We start from the raw sequence: 24,252 nt of genomic DNA, 5'->3' as shown, positions 1-24,252 counted from the left end.
TGCCCACCTAAATTCGACGAACGCCACAGTGTCCGGCCAAGCCAAGACACAAGAGGCATTTTCATCCATCGCCTACAGGAAACCCTGCTTCATGAACACGCTTCTGCACATCGATGCCAGTGCCCGGCCGGGGCGCTCCGACCTCGATTCACATGGTTCTCATACGCGCCGTTTGTCGGCACGCTTCGCCGAGCGCTGGCGCGGCGCACGTCCCGGAGACCGCGTCGACTATCTCGACGTGGGCAGCCATCCGCCTTCGCCGGTGACCGGCAAGTGGGTGCACGCCGCCTTCACGCCACCGGCCGCACGAGAGCCCTGGATGCAGGAGGCGCTGGCCGAGAGCGATCACCTGCTGGACTCGCTCATTGCCGCGGACCTGATCGTTGTAGGGCTGCCCATGTACAACTTCGGCGTGCCGGCGCAGTTCAAGGCCTACATCGACAACATCGTGCGCGTCGGCCGCACCTTCGGCTTCGACCGAGCACGCGGGGAGGTGCCGTACTGGCCGATGCTGGCCCCAGGCAAGCGCCTGGTGCTGCTGAGCGCGCGCGGCGACTTCGGCTACGGCAGGGGCCAGCGCATCGGGCATCTCAACCACGTGGAGGCCAGCGTGCGCTCGGTATTCGGCTACATCGGCATCGACGATGTGCATGAGATTGCGGTCGAGTACGACGAATTCGGCGGGGAGCGGCTGGCGCAGTCGCTTGCGCAGGCCGAGCGTGCCGTCGATCACCTGGTCGACCAGCTTTCGACCGCGGATGGCGCAAGCGCGCGGATCACTCCCGCCAGTGCTCCGCTATCCATGCCGCAGAACGGATAAAGCGCAAGGGCCGGTTGCGCTGGCCGGCGAGTGCGTCCTGCGGGTTGCGCTCGCGATGGAAGACCACGATGCGCGCCTCCGGAGGCACGGCGGGCGCGCGCCAATAGTTGCTCGGCCACGCCGGGATGCCGTGGTGCCTGAAGCTCGGGCACCAAGGCGCCGGCCAGTATTCGAGCTTGCCCTGTCGGTGCAGGAAGTCGCAGAGGTAGGCCTGCACGTTGGGAAAGGTCGAGCACACCTCGTCGACGTTGTTGCGGAAATGCTCGAGCACATCCGGGTGGGCACCGATGTCGAAGCGGCAGACCGAGGGATCGCCCGTCAGGCTGCGCTTGCGCTTGTAGTCGCGGATGATGAGGAACTTGCCCGGGTGGTCGAAGAACGGGTCGAGTCCGCCGACGATCACCACGTCCAGGTCGAGCAAAAGTGCCGTGCCGCGCAGGCCGTACAGGTCTGCGGAGAAGGCGGCCAGCTTTTGCCAGCCGGACTCGGGCAGGCCTTTGGGCAGCTCGAGTGCTGGAATGGGCTGGCACTCCACCTCGGACCGGATGCCGTGAGGGTCGTCCGTCAAGCAGGTGAAGCGGAAGCCGCTGAGCAGCTGGCGGCGAACCATTGCATAAAGGCGGTTGACGTATTCCGGCCCGTACCGGGTACCCCACTTCATGCAGAGGATGTGGCGGCGCTGCGCATTGAGCAGGGTCAGCTTGAATGGAATGCGGGGGGGGTCGGGCGCGTCGGTCATGAGGTGTGGAGTGAAGGAGGCAGGCAACGGACATGGACCGCGAGTCCCCCCAGCTGCGGGGAGCGCCCGATGTCTATGGCCATTCGATGGACTGCAGCGATGCGGCGCGCGATCGACAGGCCCAGGCCGCTGCCGCTCTCGGAGCTGCCGAGCACCCTGAAGAAGCGCCGCCCGAGGCGCCACATGTCGGCGTCGGCCAGGCCGGGGCCGCCATCCTCCACGCTGAGGTGGACCCCGGAGGCGCCGCACCCGACGCGCACCGTGATGCGGGCCGACGGCGGACTGTAGCGCACGGCATTGTCGACAAGGTTGCGGATCAGCACCGTCAGCAGCGTCTCGTCGCCGCGGACGATGCAGGCCGGGCCACCGTTCAGTTCCAGGGACTGGTGCTTGGCGATGGCCCGCGGCGCGATGTCGGCCAGCACGCGGCGGGCGAGGGCGCCGAGGTCCACGTCCCTTTGTTCAGGCATGGCATCGGCCTCCAGACGCGACAGGGTCAGCAACTGCTCGACCAGGCGGGTGGCGCGGTCGCAGCCGTCGATGGTGCCTTGCAGCGAACGGCAGCGGCGCTCCTCGTCGGCCTCGTGCATCGCGACTTGTGCGTGCGCGCGAATCGCTGCAATGGGCGTGCGCAACTCGTGGGCGGCATCGGCCGTAAAACGCCGCTCGGATTCGAGCAGGAACTCGATGCGCCGGAACATCGCATTCAGCGCCTCGATCATGGGTGTCATCTCGGAAGGCGCGTCGTCGACCCGCACGCGGTCCAGCACGTCCGGCCGGCGCTCGAGCAGCGCGCGCCCAAGCCGGCGCATCGGACGCAGTCCCCGATGCACCGCCCACCACATGGCCAGCACCAGCAGCGGCAGGGCGCCGAACAGGAGCCACAAGGTGCTTCGCAGAACGGCCCACAGGATCGCGTCGCGGGATTTCTCTTCTTCGCCCACGTGGACCTGCAACCCGGCCCTGGCGTCATCGACCGAGAACACGCGCCACGCACGGCCTTCGAGTTGGACCGTGCTGAAGCCCGGCGTGCCGCCGCTGCGGCCCTGCGCCAGCGCTGCGACGGGGGCATTGGCGGAACGCAGCACCAGGCGTTCGCCATGGAAGACCTGGATCGCGGTCTTGTAGGCAGAGGGGTGCAGCGCGGGTGCGTCGACCGGAAGGCCGTGCGCGGCCTCGCGCTGCTGCGCCATCACGAGGGCGGCCGCCTGGACCAGCTGGCTGTCGAGAATTTCCTGCACCTTGTGGCGTGCGTCGAACCAGGTAATGGCGACGGTGCCGCTCCAGACCGCGACCAGCAGGCTCAACAGCAGCCATGCCAGCCGGCCCTGCAGCGAGTAGGTGGCCCGGATCACGGAGAAGCGGAAGCCCGCATCAGCACGTAGCCCACGCCGCGCACGGTCTGGATCAGCGCGTTGCCGAGCTTGCGGCGCAGGCGATGGACGTGGACCTCTATGGCGTTACTCTCCACTTCCCGGCCCCAGCTGTAAAGGTGCTGCTCCAGTTGCTCCCGCGACAGGACGCGGCCGGCATGGAGCATCAGCGTGTGCAGCAGGTCGAATTCCCGGGCGGAGAGCAGCACCGGCTTGCCGGCCTTGTGGACCGCGCGAGCGGCGGGGTCCAACAGCACGTCCTGCGCGAACAGGCAATCCTGCGGCTGGCCGTGCGAGCGCCGCACCAGGGCGCGCAGGCGTGCCGCCAGCTCGAGCATGTCCACGGGCTTGATCACGTAGTCGTCGGCGCCTGCGTCCAGGCCTCGCACGCGATCGCGCACTGCATCGCGGGCGGTCAGCACCAGCACGGGAAGCTTGACCTGCGCGGTGCGGACCGCGGCGAGCACTGCGAGTCCGTCCTTGGCGGGCAGGCTCAGGTCGAGCACGGAGGCTGCATAGGGATTGGCCCGCAGCGCGAGTTCCGCGGCCACGCCATCACGCACCCAGTCGACCTGGAAGCCGAGCTGTCGGAGGCCGTCGCGAAGCCCCTCGCCGAGCAGGGCGTCGTCTTCCGCGAGAAGGATGCGCATGGGTCGGGATTGGCTTGGTCGGGCGGGTGGCTCGGTCATTGTCCCTGGCGGCTGCCGGGCTGAGGTCGCGGATGCGGACAGTTCGCGGGTCTGTTCGCGAAACTGTTCACGGGCGTCGCCCACCATTGCGGCACCGGCCCACAGCGGCGGCAATGGAGAGGGTTCGGACGTTCGTGTTCATGCGGGAGGCCGCGATGATGCGTGCCCCGCCTTATCGAATCCTTAACGAGGCCCGGCGTGCGGACGTGCCCGCTGCGCTCAGACCGCCACCGGGCTCCGCTCGGCGAACTGCCCGTTCCAATAGGGGTAGTAGGGGTAGGGCGGCGTCACGGCGCTTGCCGCATCGAGGCGCGCGACCTGTTCCGTGCTCAGCTGCCAACCGAGCGCGCCGAGGTTCTGCTTGAGCTGTTCCTCGTCGCGCGCGCCGATCAGCACACTGGCCACCGTGGGGCGCTGCAGCAGCCAGTTGAGCGCGATCTGCGGCAGCGTCCTGCCGGTCTCCTCGGCCACTTGGTCCATGGCATCGACCACGCGGTACAGCCGCTCCGCTTCGGCCGGCGGTGCAAAGCCGGCGGTGTCGTGCAGCCGGCTGCCGGGCGGCAGTGGCTCCCCGCGCCGGATCCTGCCGGTGAGGCGCCCCCAGCCCAGCGGGCTCCAGACGATCGCGCCGACGCCCTGGTCAATGCCCAACGGCATCAGCTCCCATTCGTAGTCGCGGCCGATCAGCGAATAGTAGGTCTGGTTGGCGACATAGCGCCACAGGCCCAGCCGATCGGAAGCGGCCAGCGATTTCATCAGCTGCCAGCCCGAGAAGTTCGACACGCCGATGTAGCGGACCTTGCCGGCGCGCACCAGGTCGTCGAGCGTACGCAGCACCTGCTCGACCGGCGTCATGGCGTCGAAGGCATGCAGCTGCAGGAGGTCGATGTAGTCGGTGCCCAGGCGCGCGAGCGCGGCATCGGTCGCCGCGATCAAGTGGTGGCGCGAGGCGCCGACATCGTTCGGGCCGTCGCCTGCGCGCAAGGCCATCTTGGTCGAGAGGATCACCTTGCTGCGCCGGCCCTTGACGGCGGCGCCGAGGATGGATTCAGAAGCACCGTTCGAATACACATCCGCGCTGTCGAAAAGATTGACGCCGGCGTCGAGGCAGATGTCGATCAGGCGGCGCGCGCCCTCCACGTCGGTGTTGCCCCAGGCACTGAAGAGCGGCCCCTGGCCGCCGAAGGTGCCGGCGCCGAAACCGAGGGCGGGCACCTTGAAGCCGGAGTTGCCGAGATAGCGATGTTCCATGACGAGTCCTTGGTCTTGATTTGAAATGAAGAAGGCGACTTCAGGTGCGCGCCGGCGCGCAGTCCACGGGCGCCGGATCGCGCCGGTCGAGCGCGCGGCCCCACACCGCAATCGCCAAGCCCACCAGCGTGAGCAGCGCCGCCACCCAGCCCAGTGCGCCCAGGCCCGGGCCGCGGTCGATCACCGTGCCGCCGACCCAGGCGCCCAGCGCATTGCCGAGGTTGAAGGCGGCGATGTTGAGGCTGGAAGCCAGGTTCTGGCCGGCTCCGGCTGCCTTCTCGAGCACGCGCAGCTGCAGCGGCGCGACCGTCGCGAAGGCCGAGATGCCCAGCGCGCCGACGAACAGGGCCGCGGTCGCGCCGGCCTGCAGCGCCGGTTGCATCACTGCCAACACAGCGGCCAGCGCCGCGAGCGTGCCCAGCACGGCCGGCATCAGTGCCCGGTCGGCCAGTTTGCCGCCGAGGATGTTGCCGACCGCGAGCCCGCCGCCGAAGAGCAGCAGCAGCGGGGAGACTGCGGCCTCGGACAGGCCGGTGATGCGCGTCAGCAGGGGCTGGATATAGGTGAAGACCACGAACACGCCGGCATAGCCCAGCACCGTCATGCCAAGGCCGAGCAGCACCTGCGGCCGGGCCAGCACCGCGAGCTCCTCGCGCAGCGGCGCGGAGGCAAGCGAATTCGCGCTGCGGTCGCGCGGCACGAAGAGCGCGAGCACGGCCAGGGCAAGCACGCCGATCAGCGCCACCGCCCAGAAGGTCGAGCGCCACCCGAAGTGCAGCCCGAGCCACGCGCCGGCCGGCACGCCGAGCATGGTGGCGGCCGTGAGGCCGGTGAACATGACCGCAATGGCTGAAGCGCGCTTCTCGGGCGCCACCAGGCCGGTCGCCACCACCGAGCCGACGCCGAAGAAGGTGCCGTGTGCCAGCGAGGTGATGACCCGCGCCGCCATCAGCGTCTCGTAGCTGGGTGCCAGCGCGCAGGCGATGTTGCCGAGCGTGAAGATCGCCATCAGCGCGAGCAGCACGGTCTTGCGCGAGATGCGCCGCGTGGCGATGGTGAGCAGCGGCGCGCCGACCGCGACCCCGAGCGCGTAGCCCGAGATCAGCAGGCCTGCGGCCGCGATGGAGACATGAAGGTCGGCCGAGACCTGCAGCAGCAGGCCCATGATGACGAATTCGGTAGTGCCGATGCCGAAGGCACCAGCGGTGAGGGCGAGGAGGGCGATGGGCATGATGTCCTGTACTGTGCGGGCTCCCGGCATACATGACTAGAATGCCCGCCGGACACAGAACTGTGACTTGAATTCACATATGGCCCGCACCGACGTCAACCGCTCCGGCGAAATGGAAGCCTTTGTCCAGGTGGTCGACCGCGGCAGCTTCTCGGCGGGCGCCCGCGTGCTGGGCATGACGCCTTCGGCCGTCAGCAAGCTGGTCGCACGGCTCGAAGCGCGGCTGGCCACGCAGCTGGTGCATCGCTCGACCCGCAAGCTGCAGCTCACGCCCGAGGGACAGAACTTCTACGAGCGCAGCGTGCGCGTGCTGGCCGACATGGACGAAGCCGAGCGCTGCGCCGCCGCCGGCGCCGCGCCGCGCGGGCGGGTGCGCATCAATGCCAGCTACTCCTTCGGCCATTGCGTCCTGATGCCGCTGGTGCCGCGCTTTCTGGAGCTGCACCCGCAGGTCACGCTCGACATCGTGCTGACCGACCGCGTCGTCGACCTGATGGACGAACGCACCGACGTCGCGATCCGCTGGGGCCCGCTGCCGCCCTCCGACCTGGTGGCGCGGCATCTGTTCGACACCGCACAGGCGATCGTCGCCTCGCCTGGGTACCTGGGGCGCTTCGGCACGCCGCGTACGCCCGAGGAGCTCGAGGCGCACAACCGCATCGGCTTCACCTACCAGCGCCACATGGCCGACTGGCCGCTGCGGGTCGACGGACATTCGGTCGACATGCCGGTGATCGGCACGGTGCGCGCCGGCGACGGCGAGACGCTGCGCCGGCTGGTGCTGGAGGGCGTGGGCCTGGGACGTCTTTCGCTCTATCACATCCAGCCCGACATCGACGCCGGCCGGCTGGTGCCGGTGCTGGAAGAGTTCAACCCGCGCGACACCGTACCGGTCCACGCCGTCTACCTCGGCAAGGCTGGACGGCTGCCGGCGCGCATCCGGGCGGTGCTCGACTACCTGGCCGCGCGCCTCGCCGACAATAAGACCCGGTGGGCCGCCGGCCCACGCCATTCACGACCATGAAGGAAGTTCCCGAAGCCATCGTCTGCGAAGGCTGCGACGCGGTCTACCAGCGCCAGCCGCTTCGCCGGCGCCAGGTGGCCCGTTGCGGTCGCTGCGGCACCGAGCTCGACCGGCACGCCGGCGACCAGGCTGCGCGCGTGCTGCCGCTCACCGTGGCCAGCCTGATCCTGTTCGCGATCGCCAACCTGTTCCCGATCGTCGAGATCCAGGTCAAGGGCCTGCACAGCCAGACGACGCTTGCGGGCGCGGTGGTGGCGCTCGGTACCGAAGGCATGTCGCTGGTGGCGCTGCTGGTGCTGGCCACGACGATCCTGTTCCCGCTGGTGCAGCTGTGCATCCTGTTCTACCTGCTTGTGCCAATGGCCCGCGAGCGGCAGCCGGCCGGCTTCGGCATCCTGGTGCGAATCCTGCAGATGGTGCGGCCATGGGGAATGGTCGAGGTCTTCCTGCTGGGCGTGCTGGTCGCCATCGTCAAGTTGTCGAGCCTGGCGCAGGTGGTCGCCGGCCCGGCGCTGTGGGCCTTCATGGGCCTGACGGTGCTGCTCACCGCAGTGCTTTCCTTCAACCCGCGGACCTTCTGGGAGATGGCGCAGGAGCCCCGGCCGGGGCAGCGCGCATGACGATCCAGACAGGCGCCGAACTCGGCCTGCGGAGCTGCAGCCATTGCGGCACGGTCTGGCGCGGCGCCGCCGAGGACGAGCCCTGCGGGCGCTGCGGCACGCACCTGCATCGGCGCAAGCCCCAGAGCCTCCAGCGCACCTGGGCCTTCCTGATCGCGGCTTGCATCATGTACGTTCCGGCCAACCTGCTGCCGGTGATGATCACCAAGAGCTTGCTGGGCACGCAGTACGACACCATCCTGTCCGGCGTGATCTACTTCTGGGTCTCGGGTGCCTACGGGCTGGCAGCGATCATCTTCATCGCCAGCTTCCTGGTGCCGCTCTTCAAGCTCACGGCGCTGGTTCTTCTGGCGGTGCTGGCCCAGCGGCACAGCAGCTGGCGCCAGCCGGAACGTGCCAGGCTCTACCAGGCGCTCGAGGTCATCGGCCGCTGGTCCATGCTCGACGTCTTCGTGGTGTCGCTGCTGGCCGGCCTGGTGCAAATCCAGGGCTTTGCCGAGATCACGGCGGGCATCGGCATCGGGGCCTTCGGCGCGGTGGTGGTGCTGACCATGATGGCCTCGCTGAGCTTCGATCCGCGGCTCACCTGGGACACCGAGGACATGATGGATAACGAGGAGCCCGAACCCCGAATGCCCAGCAAGGAACAAGTGGTATGACCGACCCGCAGGACGAGACGAAGCCGCTGCCCAGGCCGGTCGTGGTCAGACGGCGCAACTGGCTGCCCTCGCTGATCTGGCTGATCCCCATCGTGGCCGCGCTGGTCGGCATCGGGCTCCTGGCGCGCATCCTCACGCAACGCGGGCCGGAGGTGGTGCTGACCTTCGAGACCGCGGAGGGATTGGAGGCCGGCAAGACCGCCGTCCGGTACAAGAACGTGCAGATTGGCACCGTGCAGAACATCCGCCTGGCCAGGGACCGGTCGAACGTCCGCGTGACCGTCCAGCTGAACAAGGAGGCCGAGAGCTTCACGGCCGAGGACACGCGCTTCTGGGTGGTGCGCCCGCGCCTGGACACCTCGGGCATCTCCGGCCTGGGCACGCTGCTCTCGGGCGCCTACATCGGGGCGGACGCGGGCGTTTCCGAGGAGACGGCGAGCGAATTCACCGGACTGGAGACCCCGCCCATCGTCACCCGCGACGCATCGGGCAAGCAGTTCCTGCTGCGCGCGCGCGACGTCGGCTCGCTGGACATCGGCTCCCCGGTGTACTTCCGGCGCATCAAGGTCGGCCAGCTCGCGGCCTACGAGCTCGACGGCGACGGGCGAGGCGTCACGCTGCGCGTGTTCGTGAACGCGCCGTACGACAAATTCGTGGGCATCAACACGCGCTTCTGGCATGCCAGCGGCCTCGACGTGCAGCTGAGCGCCAGCGGTGTGAAGCTGCGCACCCAGTCGCTCGCCACCATCGTGCTCGGCGGCATCGCCTTCCAGGCGCCCGACGATGCACAAGGCCAGGTCGCGCAGGAGAACACGACCTTCGCGCTGGCAGACGACGAGTCCGCCGCCATGAAGGAGCCCGACGGGCCTTCGCAACTCCTGCTGATGCATTTCAACCAGTCGCTGCGCGGCCTGTCGCCGGGCACGGTGGTGGACTTCCGTGGCGTGGAGATCGGCGAGGTCAAGTCCATTGGCGTCGAGTTCGATCCACAGGTGCGCGAGTTCAAGATGCCGGTGCTGGTCCAGGTCTATCCCGACCGCTTGCGCCGCCGCGGCAGCCTCGGTATGCAGGAGTCGCGCTACACGCAGGCCGAACGCCTGAAGTTCCTGATCGACAAGGGCCTTCGTGCGCAATTGCGCACTGGCAACCTGCTGACCGGGCAGGTCTACGTGGCGCTCGACTTTTTCCCGAAGGCGCCCGCGGTGAAGGTCGACGTCGACCAGAACCCGATCGAGATGCCCACTGTCGCCAACAGCCTGGACGAGATCCAGGCGCAGGTGGGCGACATCGCGCGCAAGCTCAACAAGGTGCCCTTCGAGGAGATCGGCCGCGACCTTCGCAAGGCGCTCGCCACGTTGGACAAGACCCTCGTCAGTGCCGAGCAACTGGCCGCGAGCCTGAAGAACGACGTGAGCCCTGAGATGGCCGCGGCCATGAAGGACGTGCGCAAGACGTTGAACAGCGCGGAGAAGACGTTGGCCGACGATTCGCCGCTGCAGCAGGACATGCGCCAGACGCTGCAGGAGGTGACGCGCGCGGCAGGCTCGCTGCGCGTGCTGACCGACTACCTCGAGCGCCACCCCGAGTCGCTGCTGCGCGGCAAGCCGGAGGACAAGAAGAAATGAACACCATCCGAGCACATGGCCTGGCATGGGCCGCCGCCGCATTGCTGTCCGCCTGCGCCAGCCCGGCGCCCCGGTACTACAGCCTCGCCGATACGGAGGCACCGGCCGCGCTGTCCGCGTCCACCGGCACCGCGGGCTTTATCGAGCTGGCGCCCGTCGCCATGCCCGAGCGCTTCGTGCGCCCGCAGCTCGTGGTGCGCCAAAAGACTTCGGGCTCCGGCCCGGAGGTCGACATCCTGGAGCAGCACCGCTGGTCCTCCTCGTTCGAGAACGAGTTGCGAGACGCGCTGGGCAGCGGCATTGCGCAGCGCCTCGGCGCTGTCGATGCAACCAAGGCCGGGCGTCCGCGCGGGCAGCCGGTGACGCGCATCGCGGTGCAGCTGCGGCAGCTCGATGCGGTGGAGAGCAGCCGCGTCGACGCGGGCTTCAGCTGGACCGTGCGCCGAACCGAGGAGAACCCCGCCGCCGCCTGCCAGCTCTTCGTCTCGGAACCGGTCGGCGGCGGCATCGACGAACTTGCCCGCGGTACGCAGCGCGCGACGGCACGGCTCGCTGACGCCATTGCACGCAGCGTGACCGCGATGCAGGCCAATGCGGCGAACGCATGCCCGCCATGAGCAGGTGCAAATGAACGCCGAAGGCTTCGCGCTGTTCGACACCGCGATCGGCGCCTGCGGCATTGCGTGGGGTCCGCGCGGCATCGTTGGCGTTCAGTTGCCGGAAGCCGGGGAGGGTGCCACGCGCGCGCGCATGCGGCAGCGCTTTGCACAGGCGCCGGAAACGGCGCCCACGGTCGCGGCGCAGGCCGCCTGCCTTGCGATCCGTGCCTTGCTCGCAGGCGAGCTGCGCGACCTGGCGGAGATCGTGCTGGACTATGAAGGCGTGCCGGACTTCCATCGCCGCGTCTACGACATCGCCCGCCGCATCGCGCCCGGCCATACGCGCAGCTACGGCGAGATCGCTGCGGAGCTGGGCGACAAGGGACTTTCGCGCGCCGTCGGGCAGGCGCTGGGCCACAACCCCTTCGCGCCGGTGGTGCCCTGTCACCGCATCCTCGCTGCGGGTGGCAAGCCCGGCGGCTTCTCGGCGCACGGCGGCGCGGAGGCAAAGCTCCGGATGCTGTTGATCGAGGGTGCGCGCCCACCGAGCGACACGGCGCCCCTGTTCTGAGTCGCGAGCGCGCCGGGGGCCCACACGTGTGGGCGGAATCCGGCACCGGCTCCATCGAGTCGCGTCACCATGTATTCGTTCGAGTCAGAGTCGGCGACCGGCATGATTCGAATAGAGGGAAAACTCGTTGCGGATCACGGCCTAGCACAGCAGGGCCGTTGCCGCTTGCACGCGCCCATTGCGGCCTTGGTCACAATCGGGCAATGACTTCCTCGCGCTTCTTCAGGATCGCGCTCGTGCTTGGCCTGCTCTCGGCCATCGGGCCTTTCGCCATCGACATGTACCTGCCGGCGCTGCCCGAGATCGGCGCGAGCCTGGGCGCCAGCATCGGGCCAGTGCAGATGAGCCTGACAGCCTTCTTCATCTCGCTGGGCATCGGCCAGATGATCTACGGCCCGGTGTCGGACATGGTGGGACGCAAGCCGCCGCTGTACTTCGGACTGCTGCTGTTCGCGGCGGCGAGTGTGGGCTGCGCACTTGCCACCGACATCCAGACCCTGATCGTGCTGCGCTTCGTGCAGGGACTGGGGGCCGCCGCCGGCATGGCGATTCCGCGGGCCGTGGTGCGCGACCTGCACACCGGCACCGACGCGGCCCGGTTGATGTCGCTATTGATGCTGGTCTTCAGTGTGTCGCCCATTCTGGCGCCGCTGGCCGGCAGCGCGGTGATCGCCTTCGCCGGCTGGCGCGGCGTGTTCTGGGCCGTGACGCTCGCCGCCGCGGCCGGCCTCGCGCTGATGGCTGTGACCCTCACGGAAACGCGGCCGGCAGAGGACCGCGTCGAAAGCAGCCTGGGCAGCGCGCTGCGGGCGTACGGGGTGCTGCTGCGCGATGCGCACTACCTCGGGCTCGTTTTCATCAGCGCCTTCGCAATGGCGGGCTTCTTCACCTACCTGGCCAACTCCTCCTTCGTGATGATCGGCCACTACGGGCTCTCGCCGACGCTCTACAGCGTGGCCTTCGGCATCAACGCCGCGGCCTTCTTCGGTGCGGCCCAGCTCAACGGCCTGCTGTGCGAGCGCTTCGGTATCGTGCGCGTGGTCAAGGCCAGCGTCAGCGCCTGCGGGCTGGTGATGCTCGCGATGTTCGCGTACTACCTCGCAGGGGGCGATCGTCTCGAGGCGCTCATCGTGCTGTACTTCATCGCGAGCGGCTTCATGGGCCTGGTCATCCCGACCACCTCGGTGCTCGCGCTCGAGAAGCACGGCGCCATTGCCGGCACGGCTTCCGCCTTGCTCGGCACGCTGCAGATGCTGACCGGCGCGGTGGTGATGGCGGTGATCGGCCTGTTCACCGATGGCCGGCCGCTGCCGATGGTCACGGGCATGGCGGCCGGCGCGTTGGCCGCCGTCGTGCTCACCTGGTTCACGCTTGGCGGACGCCGGCCGGTGGCCTATGCGACACGCTGAGTCGGCTGCCCGCGCGCAACAGGCGCCCGCCACGGACGGGCTGCCGCAGCCGCAGCGCCGCTGGGCGATGCTGGTCATCATCATGGGCATCACCGTCGCGGTGCTCGATGGCACCATCGTCAACCTCGCGCTGCCGGGCATCGCGCGCGAGCTCCAGGCCGATCCCGCGCATGCGATCTGGGTCGTCAATGCCTACCAGATCGCGACGCTGGTGATGCTGCTGCCGCTGGCCTCGCTCGGTGACCTGGTGGGCTACCGGCGCGTGTACCTGTGCGGCATGGCGCTGTTCGCGCTCGCCTCGTTGGTTGCCATGCTGGCCGACTCGCTGGAGACACTGATCGCCGCGCGCGCCCTGCAGGGGCTCGGCGCTGCCGGGCTGATGAGCGTCAACTCCGCGCTCGTGCGGGTGGTGTATCCGCGCGCGCAGCTGGGCCGCGGCATGGCGCTCAACTCGGTGGTGGTGGCCAGCGCCTCGGTGGCGGGCCCTTCGGTGGCGGCGGCGATCCTCTCGGTGGCTTCGTGGCCGTGGCTGTTCGCGTTCAACGTGCCGCTGGGCTTGCTGGTGCTGGCGCTGGGCGCGCGCGCACTGCCGGGGCAACGAGCGGCCGCCGTTGCCGGCGAGCGCTTCTCGTGGGTCGACGTGCTGCTCAACGTGCTGATGTTCGCGCTGATTTTCGTCGGTGCCGACCGGTTGGGCGTGCGCAGCGGGTCGGGGCAGGGCCCTGCGCCCATCGCCTGGGCGTTGCTGCTGGCGGGCGTGGCCGTGGGCTTCGTCTATCTGCGGCGGCAGCGTGCGCTGGCCATGCCGCTGTTCCCCGTGGACCTCCTGCGGATCCCCGTTTTCGCGCTGTCGATGGGGACCTCGGTGGCCGCATTCTGCGCGCAGATGCTGTCCTTCATCGCGCTGCCTTTCCTGCTGCTCGAAACCTTCGGGAGCACGCACGTGGAAGCGGGCCTGCTGATCACCGCATGGCCGCTGGCCATCGTGGTGATGGCGCCGATCGCGGGGCGGCTGATCGGCCGCTACCCCGACGGCTGGCTCGGCGGCATCGGCCTGAGCGTGCTGGCGCTCGGCCTGGTGCTGCTCGCGTCGCTGCCGGCCCAGCCGGGCAATGCCGACATCGTCTGGCGCATGGCGCTGTGCGGCCTCGGCTTCGGCCTGTTCCAGTCGCCCAACAATCACACCATCGTGACTTCGCCGCCCAGCCACCGCAGCGGCGCGGCCAGCGGCATGCTGGGTACTGCGCGGCTCACGGGCCAGACCCTGGGTGCGGTGCTGCTGGCGGGGATCTTCAGCATCTGGCCTCCGCACGCGGGGCGCGGGCCGTTCATTGCGCTCGGCCTGGCCGCCGCCTGCGCGGCCGTGGCCGCGGTGTGCAGCACGCTGCGTACGCGCGAACCGCGTACGCGCAGCGCCTGAGGCAGCCGACGGGCTTGGACGCGGGGGCACCGGCGGCCATACTCCTTCAATGACTCAGATCGGCAAGCCCCCGGGCGACGACACCCTGATCCTGCACGGCAGCGAAGCCGCGCCATGTCCGCAGCGCTCGAAGCCCTGGGTGCTGGCCGCGGCCATCATCGGCTCGAGCATGGCCTTCATCGACGGCACGGTGGTCAACGTCGCACTGCCCGCGATCCAGCGCGAGCTCAACGCCACGGCCTTCCAGGCGCAATGGGTGGTGGAGTCGTATGCGCTCTTCCTGGCGGCGCTGCTGCTGGTCGGCGGAGCACTCGGGGACCTGTTCGGGCGGCGGCGGATCTTCGCGCTCGGCGTCGTGCTCTTCGCGCTGGCCTCGATCGCATGCGCGCTGTCGGGCACGGTGCAGCAGCTGATCCTGGCGCGCGCAGTGCAGGGCATCGGCGGGGCGCTGCTGGTGCCTGGCAGCTTGGCGCTGATCAGCGCCAATTTCGGACAGAAGGAGCGAGGCCGTGCCATCGGCACCTGGTCCGGCGCGAGCGGCATCACCGCGGCCATCGGGCCGGTGCTCGGCGGCTTCCTGGTCGATCACTATTCGTGGACGTGGGCTTTCCTGATCAACGTGCCGATGGCGCTGGTGGTGCTGTGGATCGCGTGGCGCCATGTGCCGGAGAGCCGCGGCAGCTCGGCCGGTAGCGGGCTGGATGCGTGGGGCGCCGTACTCGCGACGGCGGCACTGGGCGGGATCGTGTATGCCTTCATCGAGGCGCCGACGCAAGGCTGGGGCTCGGCGGCCGTGCTGGCGGCCCTGGTCATCGGGGTCGTGAGCAGCGTGGCCTTCGTGCTGGTCGAACGGCGTGTCGAATCTCCGATGCTGCCCTTGTCGTTGATGCGCATCGGCAACTTTGCCGGCGCCAACCTGCTGACGCTGCTGCTGTATGCGGCGCTGGGCGGCGGGCTGTATTTCTTTCCGCTCAACCTCATCCAGGTGCAGGGCTACTCGGCCACCGTCGCGGGTGCCGCGCTGCTGCCGTTCATCCTGATCATGTTCGCGCTCTCGGGCTGGGCCGGACAACTCGTGGATCGCTTCGGGCCACGATTGCCGCTGGTGGTCGGGCCGAGCATTGCGGCCGCGGGTTTCGCACTCTTCGCGGTGCCGGGCGTCGGGGCGAACTACTGGACGGCTTTCCTGCCCGCGGTGGTGGTGCTGGGATTCGGCATGGCAGTCACGGTGGCGCCGCTGACGACGACGGTGATGAATGCGGTCGGGCCCGAGGCGGCGGGAATTGCCTCGGGCGTGAACAACGCGGTATCGCGTGCGGCGTCGGTGTTGGCGATTGCCGTGTTCGGCGTGGTGATGGCGTGGGTCTTCGATTCGGTGCTGGCGCAAGGGTTGCGCGAGGCAGGGGCGTCGGCGCAGGCCAGTGCGTTCATCGAAGGGCAGCGGAGCAAGCTGGCGGGGGCGGAGTTGCCGCCGGGCATTGATGCAGCGGCTGCCGCGGCACTCAAGCGCGCAGTGGCCGAGTCCTTTGTCGCGGGATTTCGGTGGGTGATGCTGATCTGCGCAGGGCTCGCGCTGCTGAGTGCGCTGAGTGCGTGGGTGATGATCGGGCGTGGGCCGAGTGAGGCGAGGGCGGCGGTGCCGAGGCCGCGTTGAGGGCCAGTGGCACGAAGAGTCTCTAGGAGCGCTTGGCTGCCTGCTCCAAGACCTTGATCAGTCGACTGGCGGAAGATCGAGTGCTTCGCGCAATGTCCAATGCCAACTGCACGGGATACTCCACCAGGTCGATGTCGCCGGACTCGACGCTTTCGATGAAGCCGGCGTCGCGGCCGATTTCTCGATCGAGTGCGGTGGGAGCGAGTTGGGCAGCGGTTCGAAGCATGTGCACGTACTGCGCAGGGTCGAGCGTCACCACGAAGTCTTTGGTATCGGCGTCGTCGAGACCCAGCAGTTCGTAAAGGGAGAAATTAAGTACCGAGCAATACAGGAATGCCCTGCGGACTTGCATGGCCGAGGCCGAATCCTGAGCGAGGGCTTCGAGGTCTTCAGGCTCTTCACCGGCGTGCGCGGAGGCATCATCGTGCTCTTCCGAACTCAGACGGACCCAGGTGCCGTCAATGCGTCTGTGCACGCTCATTTTTTTCCTCCGCTGCTGGTGTAGTGATGCGAGATCTCGGCTGGGCCGGCTGAGGCAGCACCAGGGTTGCTGGCTCGGTGCTGACGGGCAGGGGCATTAGACGGGCTCGATGGCCTTGTCGTCAATAGCGGGGTTTTCGATAGCGACGAAGAAGCTGCATTTGCGTTTGCGGCTGATGGCGGCGTACGCTTTCGATCCAGGCCTGCGGGGTCCACGTGGACCCCTTGTCGCCGTACCTGCCCCGGTACCGCAAGTGACTCAGGGTGTGAGCCCCCCCACCTACGCCCTTCGCGTTAGCGCGCATGGCTGATAGGCAAGCCGCACCACCCCCGCCCACACTGCGCGTCGTGATCCCCCGTTCACCGACACGTGTCGGACGCAGGAGGAATGGCCATGATCCCAACACGCTGCTCCGCGGCGAAGCGAGTGCTGTTGCCGCTGGCAGCCATCCTGTGCATCGCCGCCTGCAGCAAGGGCCCGAAGCCTGGTGAAGTGCTCGATGAAGCCAAACAGGCCGGCCGCGACGTGGCCTCCTTCCCGCATGCCACGGAGGACTACTTCCACGACATGGACCGCGGCATCGCGCTCACGCCCGAAGAGGTCACGGGCCGCAACATGTGGCTGGTCTGGAGCGGCGGCAACGACCGCTTCTGGACACAGATGACGGACTACACCTTCGGCGCCTTCGACCTGCTGAAGGTGGTGAGCACGCATCCGACGCTCGGCTATTCGCGTGCCAACCGGTGGAGCTATTTCGGCCTGGTCAACGAACCCTGCTTCGAGGCCGCGACCGGTCCCGACACATCGCGCCGCGGCCTCTGGCTCGACGTGCGCAGCAAGGACTGCGGCCCCGACCCCTTCGAGAACGAGAGCAAGTACCCGGGCGTCAAGATCGGATCGCGCGGCCAGCCGCTGGGCGATGGCAGCACGCAGCCGGTGGGCTCCTTCTATGGATGGGGCACGGGCATCGCAGGCCTCAGGCTCTTTCCCAATCCGGCCTTCGATGCCAAGGCAGCCAAGGAATGGGACGCGGAGAAGTACTACACCGACCCCAGCTACTACAACCGCAAGGACCTGGTGCGTCCCTACCGCGTGGGCATGTCCTGCGGCTTCTGCCACATCGGCCCCAGCCCGGTGAAGCCGCCGGCCGACCCGAACAGCCCGAAGTTCGAGAACCTCAGTTCGTCGGTGGGCGCGCAGTACATGTGGGTGGACCGGCTGTTCATCCATAACGCCAACAAGCCCGAAGGCCGCGCCAACTACATGTTCCAGCTGGCTCACACCTATCGGCCCGGCAGCATGGACACCTCGCTGGTCTCCACCGACAGCATCAACAACCCGCGCACGATGAATGCGGTGTACGACTTCGGCGCGCGGCTGGGAATGGCCAAGCGCATCGGGCAGGAGAAGCTCGCCGGCGGCGAACTGCACAACAAGCAGTTCAACGACTTCGTTGCCAGCGGGCCGCTGCTCGATTTCTTCACCAAGCCCGATGCAGTGCGTACGCCGCATGTGCTGAAGGACGGCGCCGATTCGGTAGGCCTGCTGGGCGCGCTCAACCGGGTCTACCTCAACATCGGCTTGTTCAGCGAAGAATGGCTGCTGCACTTCAATCCGGTGGTGGGCGGCAAGACGATCACGCCGATACCGATCGCGGCAGCGCAGAAGAACTCGAGCTACTGGCAGGCGACGGAGGCGGGCACGCCCAACACCGCGCTGTTCTTCCTCAAGGCGGCGCAACCCGACCGGCTCCAGGACGCGCCCGGCGGCGCAGAGCACCTGCAGGCCGGTGCGGGCCTGCTCGAACGTGGCAAGACGGCCTTCGCCGACACCTGCGCACGCTGCCACTCGAGCAAGACGCCGACACCGCCACCCGCGCTGGAGCTCACGCCCGCGAAGTGCGCCGGCGCCGGCTATCTTGACTGCTTCAAGCGCTACTGGAAGTGGACGCAGGGCGACGAGTACAAGGTCGAGATGCGCAAGATCGTGCAGGCGCCGGACTTCCTGCAGGGCAACTACCTGTCGACGGACGCGCGCATTCCCGTAACGCTGCTGCGCACCAACATCTGCAGCCCGCTCGCGACCAATGCGTTGGCCGGCAACATCTGGAACGACTTCTCCTCGCAAACCTACAAGCAACTGCCCTCGGTGGGCACGGTGACGCTGCGCGATCCCTTCAGCGGCGAGCCGCGGCCCTATGCAATGCCAGGCGGTGGGCGCGGCTACACGCGCGTGCCTTCGCTGATCAGTGTCTGGTCGACCGCGCCGCTGCTGCTCAACAACACGGTGGGGCCTTTTGACATCGATCCCTCGGTGAATGCCCGCCTGCGCAGCTTCGAGGCCTCGATCGAACAGATGCTGTGGCCCGAGCGGCGCGAGCGTGACCCGGAGCTGGGCGAGAAGGTAGAAGGCCTGATCGATCGAACCACCGAGCGCAGCACGGTGACGGTGCCGACCGGGTTCGTGCCAGAGGCGCTACGGCCGCTGCAAGGCACGCTGCACCGCTGGGCACCGTGGCTGGCCGAGAAGGACGGTGACATCGTGCTCGGCCCCATCCCCAAGGGCACGCCGGTGGCGCTGCTCGCCAATCTGAAGCTGCGGGCAGAGGGCGACAGCCTGCACGAGAAGGCGACCCACGTGCACGACGTGGGCGAGCTCCTGATCGAGCTCAGGCGCGCGCTGAAGAGCGCCCCGGTCAATGCGACCGACGAGCAACTGCGTGCGCATTTCTCGAAGCTGCGCGAGCCGATGATGCAGTTGAGCAAGTGCCCCGACTTCGTGGTCAACCGCGGCCATTACTTCGGCACCGCGCAGTTCAACAGGCAGGACGGATTGAGCGAGGACGAGAAAGCCTTCGGCCGCGAACCGGAGTTGAACGACGAGGACAAGCGCGCGCTGATCGCCTTCCTCAAGACCTTTTGATCTCGGATGGCTGAAGCCGAATGGGACTACGTGATCGTCGGCTCCGGCCCCGGTGGAGGCACGCTGGCCGCGCGGCTGGCCGAGGCGGGCATGCGGGTCTTCCTGATCGAGGCCGGTGGCGACCCGCGGGCCACGGCGCCGCGGCTGCCGGATGACTATGACGTACCGGCCTTCCACGCCTTCGCCTGCGAGAACCCCGCCATCAGCTGGAGCTTTCGCGTGCGGCATTATGCCGACGAGGCGCGGCAAGCCCGCGACTGGAAGTACGAGACCGGGCAGGGCGTGCTGTACCCGCGCGCGGCGGCGCTGGGCGGGTGCAGCGCGCACAACGCGATGATCTTCATGCTGCCGCACGCCTCCGACTGGAACCACATCGCGCGGATGACCGGCGACCGCTCGTGGCGCGCTTCGCGCATGCGCCACTACGCGCAGCGCATCGAGAACTGCGGGCACCGGCCTCTGTGGCGGGTGCTGCGCCACGTGGGGCTCGATCCCACCGGACACGGCTGGGGCGGCTGGCTGCGCACCGAGAAGGCGATCCCGCTCACGGTGCTCGGCGACGGCGGGCTGATGCGCGTGCTGCGCAACAGCGCGGGCGTCTTCGCCGGCGGCCTGCCCACGCCGGTGCGCAGCACGCTGCGCTGGCTGCGCGGCGGATTGGGCGACCCCAATTCACGGCGTCTGTGGCCGGGCAGTTTCGAGGGCCTGTGCTACACGCCGCTGTCCACCTCGGCGCATCGGCGCGCGGGCATCCGCGAGCGGCTGCTGGCCGTGTCGAAGAAGCACCCGGAGCGGTTGCACATCGAGCTCGATGCACTGGCCGCGCGCGTGCTCTTCGACCCGGCAGGCGCAGCTTGCGGCGTCGAGTACTTCAAGGGTGCGCACCTGTACCGCGCCCATGCGGCACCCAGCACGGCCGAGGGCGAGCGGCACGAGGCGCGGGCGCGGCGCGAGGTCATCCTGTGCGGTGGCGCCTTCAACACGCCGCAGTTGCTGATGCTCTCTGGCATCGGGCCGGAGGAGGAGCTGCGCCGGCACGGCATCGCTCTGCGCGCGGCGCTGCCCGGCGTCGGCCGCAATCTGCAGGACCGCTACGAGATCGCCGTCACGCACCGCATGCGCCGGTCGTGGGAGGTGCTGGAGGGCGCGCGCTTCGATCGCGACGACACGCTGTGGCGGCGCTGGAGCGAAGGGCGCCTTGGCATGTATGCCTCCAACGGCGCGGCCCTGGGCGTGGTGCAGCGCTCGAGCTTGGCGGCGCAGCCGGGCGCGGAGCCCGATCTCTTCTGCATGGCGCTGCTGGGGCGCTTCGAAGGCTATTTCCCTGGTTTCTCGGCGCTGATACGCGACCAGCCCGACCAGCTGACCTGGGCCGTGCTGAAGGGCCACACGCGCAACCGAGCCGGCACGGTGCGCCTGCGCTCGGCCGATCCGCGCGACACGCCACTGGTGGACTTCAACTACTTCGACGAGACCGACGATCCCGGCGCGGAGGACCTGAAGGCCGTGGTGCAGGCGATCCGCCTCGTGCGCCGGATGACGGCGCCGCTGCTGGCCAAGGGATGGATCGCCGAGGAAACCGCGCCGGGCCCCGCGGTGCAAAGCGACGAGGCGCTGGCCGGCTACGTGCGCGATACGGCCTGGGGCCACCACGCCTCCTGCTCGTGCGCGATCGGGCCGCCGGAGCAGGGCGGGGTGCTCGACGGCAACTTCGCGGTGCACGGCGTGCCGCGGCTGCGCGTGGTCGATGCCTCGGTGTTCCCGCGCATCCCAGGGTTCTTCGTCGCTTCGGCGGTCTACATGGCCGCGGAGAAGGCGGCGGATGCGGTGCTGCGCACGGCCGCGCGCACACCACTTTCGGCGAATTGACGGCCCCCGACCCTGGCCGGACACTCGGACGGCAGGGTCTTCACTCGAGGAGATGGCGCATGGCTTACGACGTACAGCAACTGCTCGACATGACGCAGCAGCAGCTCGACGAGCTCTTCACGACCAGCCCGGCGGGGGAAATTCCGTCGGGCGAGGCAGAGGGCACGGCGATCATCGCGCCCGGCACCCGCTACACCCAGTCGATCGCGAAGATGATCAACTTCTTCGGCTGGCAGGGCAAGGTCTTCGACCCCGCCAACGGCGTGCTGAAGAACAAGGTCAGCCCCTTCGGCATCCAGGCCATCGTGGCCAAGGTCTACAAAGGCGACAGCTGGCTGGACCAGAAGGAGTGCATCGTGCTCGACTACTCCAAGACCTCGGTGGTGGCTCACTGGATCCGGGACGAGATCCGGATGGTCTCGCCGGCCTTCTACCTGGGCAAGGTCTACTGGGGGAAGGAGCGGCTGATCGACTTCTGCCTCGAGTTCTAGTGCGACCTGCCCACAGAACCTGATGCAGTGACTCCGCAATCGCACTTCGTGGTGGTCGCCGCCATCGCCCCCGGACGCGAAGCAGGGCTGCGCAAGCTGCTGGCCACCATGACCCTCGCGCCGGGCACGGCCGATCCGGCCAATGCAGTGCTGCCTTTCAGCGCCTTCGAGCGATTGCACTTCGCCCGCTTCGCCATACTGGGCGACGCGACCATGGCGGACTTCGAGGTCTTCGGGCTGCCGCGGCCCAAGCTGCCGACTTACCTGCTCTTCATGGGCGACTGCGACGGCCCGGCCGAAGCGCAGCTGGCCGAGATGGTGCAGCAGGCGGGCGAGGGCCTGCGCCGCATCTTCTCGCATTGCCGCAGCCTCGACCTGCGCGACGACCTTCTCGAGTGGCTGATCGAGCATGACCGCCCGGTGGCCGCACCTTACGTCAATCGCATCGGCCGCACCGTTCAGCAGATCCGCGAAGAGAGCGCGTTGCAGCGCGCACTGGCGGCGCGGGTGCCGCGCGGCGTGCGCAAAGCGGCAGTCGATCCGCAGACACTGCGGCGGGACCTTGTGAACTTCGTGCGTTCCGAGCAGGCGGCAGGCCGGTTGCTGCTGACGCCGCCGGCGCCGACGCCGCTCGGCTGGTGGCTAAGCAACGCCCTGCACGCGATCGGCCTTCCATTGGCTGCAGTGCTGCTGTCGCCGCTGCTGCTGATCTCGTTGCCGTTTTTTCTGGTGCTGCTGCGCCGGCACGAGCGCGCCGACCTCGAATACTGCCCACGTCCGCGCGCCGCCGCCGTGGGTGAGATGCAGGAGCTGGAGGACCACGGCCCGAGCAACAGCTTCACCGCGCTGGGGGCGGTCAAGCCGGGCTGGTTCCGGCGCGCGCTGGTGCAGGTGCTGCTGCTCGCGATCGCGTGGGGCTGCCGGCATGTCTTCGCGCGCGGGCACCTGGGACGCGTGCGCACCATCCACTTCGCGCACTGGGTCTTCCTCGACAACAAGATCCGGGTGCTGTTCACCAGCAACTACGACGGCAGCCACGAGGCCTACATGGACGACTTCATCAACAAGGTCGCGTGGGGACTCAACCTGGTCTTCAGCAACGGCTTCGGCTGGCCGCGCACTGCGTGGCTGATCAAGCAGGGCGCGCGGCGGGAGCTGCCCTTCAAGTACTACCAGCGCGGCCACCAGCTGCCGACCGAGGTCTGGTACAAGGCCTACCCGGGCCTCACCCTCAGCGACCTGGAACGCAACCGGCGCATCCGCGAAGGCTTCGAGCGCGTGGGCATGAGCGATGCGGAAGCGCTCGCGTGGCTGAGGTTGCTATGAGCAGTGGCATGACCGGCGTCGATTTCGAGGACATCCAGGGCCTGGTGCGCTACGGCTACAAGCATCTGGCGCAGGCTTGCTTCGTGCTGCTGCGCATCCGCGATGCCAAGGCTGCGCGCGCCTGGCTCGCGCATGCGCCGGTCACGCCGGCCGTCGAGCGCCAGCCGCCGCCGCGCACCGCGCTGCAGATCGCCATCAGCGCCCCCGGCCTGCACAGGCTGGGCGTGGCACGCGACATTGTCGAGGGCTTCTCGGCGGAGTTCCTGGCCGGCATGAGCAGCGATGGCAGCCGGGCGCGCCGGCTCGGCGACCTCGGGGCGAACGGTCCCATGGGCTGGCGGTGGGGCGGCGCCCCTCACGACGTGCCGCATGTGCTGCTCATGCTGTACGCAATGCCGGGCCAGCTCGACGCGTGGCTCGCGGCCACGCGTGCCGATTGCGAATCCGGCTTCGAGGAGATGGCTTGCCTCTTTACCGCCCGGCTGCGCGACACCGAACCCTTCGGCTTCGTCGACGGGATCTCGCAGCCGCGTGTCGACTGGGAGCGCAAGCGTCCGGCCCGCGACGAGGAGCAGTTCGCCTTCACCAATCGGTCCTCCCTCGGCGAGTACCTCCTGGGCTATCCCAACGAGTACGGCGCGTACACCGATCGTCCCCTGCTCGCACCGCAACGCGACCCCGGCGCGATGCTGCCCCGTGCCGAGGATGCGCCGGACCTGGCCGACATCGGGCGCAACGGCAGCTACCTGGTGATGCGGCAGCTGCGCCAGGACGTGGGCGGCTTCTGGCAGTTCCTCGACCGCGAGGCCGGCGGCGACCCGGCCCTGCGCCGGCGCCTGGCCGAAGCCATGGTCGGCCGCAAGATGGACGGCGGCGAGGCGCTCGTGGGGTCAGGCCGGGAGCACATCGACGGCATCGACCACGACGCGCAGCGGCGCAACGGCTTCACCTACCGCAGCGATCCCGACGGGCTGCGCTGTCCCCTCGGCGCGCACATCCGCCGCGCCAACCCGCGCAATGCCGACCTGCCGCCGGGCTGGGCCAATCCGCTGTCGCGCCTGTGGCGGCGGCTCGGCTTCGGCGCGGATCCGCTGCGTCCCGACCTGGTCGCGTCCGCGCGCTTCCATCGCCTGCTGCGCCGCGGCCGCGAGTACGGAGGAGCGCCGGGTGAGGAAGCGGGACTGCACTTCATCTGCCTGGGTGCCAACATCGCGCGGCAGTTCGAGTTCGTCCAGAACGCCTGGATGGCCGGCACGCGCTTCGATGGCCTTTCGGGCGAGTCCGATCCATTGCTGGGCCATCGGTTGCCGGATGTGGACGGCAGCCCGACGGACAGCTTCTCGATGCCGGTGGGTACGGGGCCCGATCGCCGGCTCTCGGGGCTGCCGCAGTTCGTGACCGTGATGGGAGGCGCGTACTTCTTCATGCCCGGCATTCGCGCGTTGCGCTATCTGTCGGAGGCGCGGTCGTCATGAGCGC

Annotated in this window: 21 protein-coding genes; 15 read left to right on the top strand and 6 right to left on the bottom strand. The window is 68.7% G+C overall.

The features are described 5' to 3' along the window. Window positions 1–91 precede the first annotated feature (91 nt). Window positions 92–820, top strand: coding sequence for an FMN-dependent NADH-azoreductase (locus E5CHR_RS15545; RefSeq protein WP_162580682.1), 729 nt, complete (start codon window positions 92–94; stop codon window positions 818–820). Here the strand turns inward: E5CHR_RS15545 and E5CHR_RS15540 are convergent. The 5 genes from E5CHR_RS15540 to E5CHR_RS15520 all read right to left on the bottom strand — a co-directional run bounded on the left by E5CHR_RS15540 (window position 777) and on the right by E5CHR_RS15520 (window position 6,103). Beyond that, window positions 777–1,559: a glycosyltransferase gene (locus E5CHR_RS15540; RefSeq protein ID WP_162580681.1), complete on the bottom strand. Its 783-nt coding sequence runs from the start codon at window positions 1,557–1,559 to the stop codon at window positions 777–779. The two genes, E5CHR_RS15545 and E5CHR_RS15540, sit on opposite strands and share 44 nt — an antisense overlap. After that, window positions 1,556–2,914 carry an ATP-binding protein gene (locus tag E5CHR_RS15535; protein ID WP_162580680.1) on the bottom strand — a complete coding sequence of 453 codons (1,359 nt, stop codon included), beginning with the start codon at window positions 2,912–2,914 and terminating at the stop codon, window positions 1,556–1,558. Before E5CHR_RS15535 ends, E5CHR_RS15540 begins: the two co-directional genes overlap by 4 nt. After that, window positions 2,911–3,582: a winged helix-turn-helix domain-containing protein gene (locus tag E5CHR_RS15530; RefSeq protein WP_162580679.1), complete on the bottom strand. Its 672-nt coding sequence runs from the start codon at window positions 3,580–3,582 to the stop codon at window positions 2,911–2,913. Before E5CHR_RS15530 ends, E5CHR_RS15535 begins: the two co-directional genes overlap by 4 nt. Before the next feature lie 258 nt (window positions 3,583–3,840). Next, complete coding sequence (locus E5CHR_RS15525) at window positions 3,841–4,872, bottom strand: aldo/keto reductase (RefSeq protein ID WP_162580678.1); 1,032 nt, start codon at window positions 4,870–4,872, stop codon at window positions 3,841–3,843. 40 nt (window positions 4,873–4,912) lie between these two features. Next, window positions 4,913–6,103 (bottom strand): MFS transporter, encoded by a 1,191-nt coding sequence (locus tag E5CHR_RS15520; RefSeq protein ID WP_162580677.1) that lies wholly within the window; start codon window positions 6,101–6,103, stop codon window positions 4,913–4,915. Between the two features lie 79 nt (window positions 6,104–6,182). Here E5CHR_RS15520 and E5CHR_RS15515 point away from each other — a divergent pair, with 79 nt between their 5' ends. From E5CHR_RS15515 to E5CHR_RS15475, 9 genes are all read left to right on the top strand, one after another. After that, window positions 6,183–7,127: a LysR family transcriptional regulator gene (locus E5CHR_RS15515; RefSeq protein ID WP_162580676.1), complete on the top strand. Its 945-nt coding sequence runs from the start codon at window positions 6,183–6,185 to the stop codon at window positions 7,125–7,127. Next, window positions 7,124–7,747: a paraquat-inducible protein A gene (locus tag E5CHR_RS15510; RefSeq protein ID WP_162580675.1), complete on the top strand. Its 624-nt coding sequence runs from the start codon at window positions 7,124–7,126 to the stop codon at window positions 7,745–7,747. The genes E5CHR_RS15515 and E5CHR_RS15510 overlap by 4 nt, the downstream gene beginning before the upstream one ends. Next, window positions 7,744–8,406 (top strand): paraquat-inducible protein A, encoded by a 663-nt coding sequence (locus E5CHR_RS15505; protein WP_162580674.1) that lies wholly within the window; start codon window positions 7,744–7,746, stop codon window positions 8,404–8,406. Before E5CHR_RS15510 ends, E5CHR_RS15505 begins: the two co-directional genes overlap by 4 nt. Then, window positions 8,403–10,031, top strand: a complete 1,629-nt coding sequence (locus E5CHR_RS15500) for a PqiB family protein (protein WP_162580673.1) — start codon at window positions 8,403–8,405, stop codon at window positions 10,029–10,031. Before E5CHR_RS15505 ends, E5CHR_RS15500 begins: the two co-directional genes overlap by 4 nt. Further along, window positions 10,028–10,648: a PqiC family protein gene (locus tag E5CHR_RS15495; RefSeq protein ID WP_162580672.1), complete on the top strand. Its 621-nt coding sequence runs from the start codon at window positions 10,028–10,030 to the stop codon at window positions 10,646–10,648. The genes E5CHR_RS15500 and E5CHR_RS15495 overlap by 4 nt, the downstream gene beginning before the upstream one ends. A gap of 10 nt (window positions 10,649–10,658) precedes the next feature. Continuing rightward, window positions 10,659–11,201 (top strand): methylated-DNA--[protein]-cysteine S-methyltransferase, encoded by a 543-nt coding sequence (locus tag E5CHR_RS15490; RefSeq protein WP_162580671.1) that lies wholly within the window; start codon window positions 10,659–10,661, stop codon window positions 11,199–11,201. Window positions 11,202–11,404: 203 nt separating this feature from the next. Further along, complete coding sequence (locus tag E5CHR_RS15485) at window positions 11,405–12,610, top strand: multidrug effflux MFS transporter (RefSeq protein ID WP_162580670.1); 1,206 nt, start codon at window positions 11,405–11,407, stop codon at window positions 12,608–12,610. Beyond that, window positions 12,597–14,030 (top strand): MFS transporter, encoded by a 1,434-nt coding sequence (locus tag E5CHR_RS15480; protein ID WP_162580669.1) that lies wholly within the window; start codon window positions 12,597–12,599, stop codon window positions 14,028–14,030. Before E5CHR_RS15485 ends, E5CHR_RS15480 begins: the two co-directional genes overlap by 14 nt. A gap of 49 nt (window positions 14,031–14,079) precedes the next feature. Beyond that, window positions 14,080–15,684, top strand: a complete 1,605-nt coding sequence (locus E5CHR_RS15475) for an MFS transporter (RefSeq protein WP_162580668.1) — start codon at window positions 14,080–14,082, stop codon at window positions 15,682–15,684. A 22-nt stretch (window positions 15,685–15,706) separates the two neighbouring features. On the opposite strand, the gene E5CHR_RS15470 is transcribed toward E5CHR_RS15475, so the two are convergent. Continuing rightward, a complete protein-coding gene (locus E5CHR_RS15470; protein WP_162580667.1) occupies window positions 15,707–16,165 on the bottom strand; it encodes a hypothetical protein in 459 nt (152 codons plus the stop codon). 393 nt (window positions 16,166–16,558) lie between these two features. Here E5CHR_RS15470 and E5CHR_RS15465 point away from each other — a divergent pair, with 393 nt between their 5' ends. From E5CHR_RS15465 to E5CHR_RS15445, 5 genes are read left to right on the top strand one after another with little or no spacing between them, the layout of a single operon-like run. Next, window positions 16,559–19,087, top strand: a complete 2,529-nt coding sequence (locus tag E5CHR_RS15465; protein WP_162580666.1) for a hypothetical protein — start codon at window positions 16,559–16,561, stop codon at window positions 19,085–19,087. A 6-nt stretch (window positions 19,088–19,093) separates the two neighbouring features. Then, window positions 19,094–20,956, top strand: a complete 1,863-nt coding sequence (locus E5CHR_RS15460; RefSeq protein WP_162580665.1) for a GMC family oxidoreductase — start codon at window positions 19,094–19,096, stop codon at window positions 20,954–20,956. A 59-nt stretch (window positions 20,957–21,015) separates the two neighbouring features. Next, the gene (locus E5CHR_RS15455; protein ID WP_162580664.1) at window positions 21,016–21,447 is read left to right on the top strand and encodes a hypothetical protein; all 432 of its coding nucleotides are present in this window, start codon (window positions 21,016–21,018) and stop codon (window positions 21,445–21,447) included. A 27-nt stretch (window positions 21,448–21,474) separates the two neighbouring features. Beyond that, window positions 21,475–22,773, top strand: a complete 1,299-nt coding sequence (locus E5CHR_RS15450; protein WP_162580663.1) for a hypothetical protein — start codon at window positions 21,475–21,477, stop codon at window positions 22,771–22,773. 8 nt (window positions 22,774–22,781) lie between these two features. Further along, window positions 22,782–24,248: a Dyp-type peroxidase gene (locus tag E5CHR_RS15445; RefSeq protein ID WP_162580662.1), complete on the top strand. Its 1,467-nt coding sequence runs from the start codon at window positions 22,782–22,784 to the stop codon at window positions 24,246–24,248. Window positions 24,249–24,252 lie beyond the last annotated feature (4 nt).

Source organism: Variovorax sp. PBS-H4, assembly GCF_901827205.1.
GTDB lineage: Bacteria > Pseudomonadota > Gammaproteobacteria > Burkholderiales > Burkholderiaceae_C > Variovorax.
Note: the sequence above shows the minus strand (reverse complement) of the source record. Positions and strands in the feature narration are given on the sequence as shown.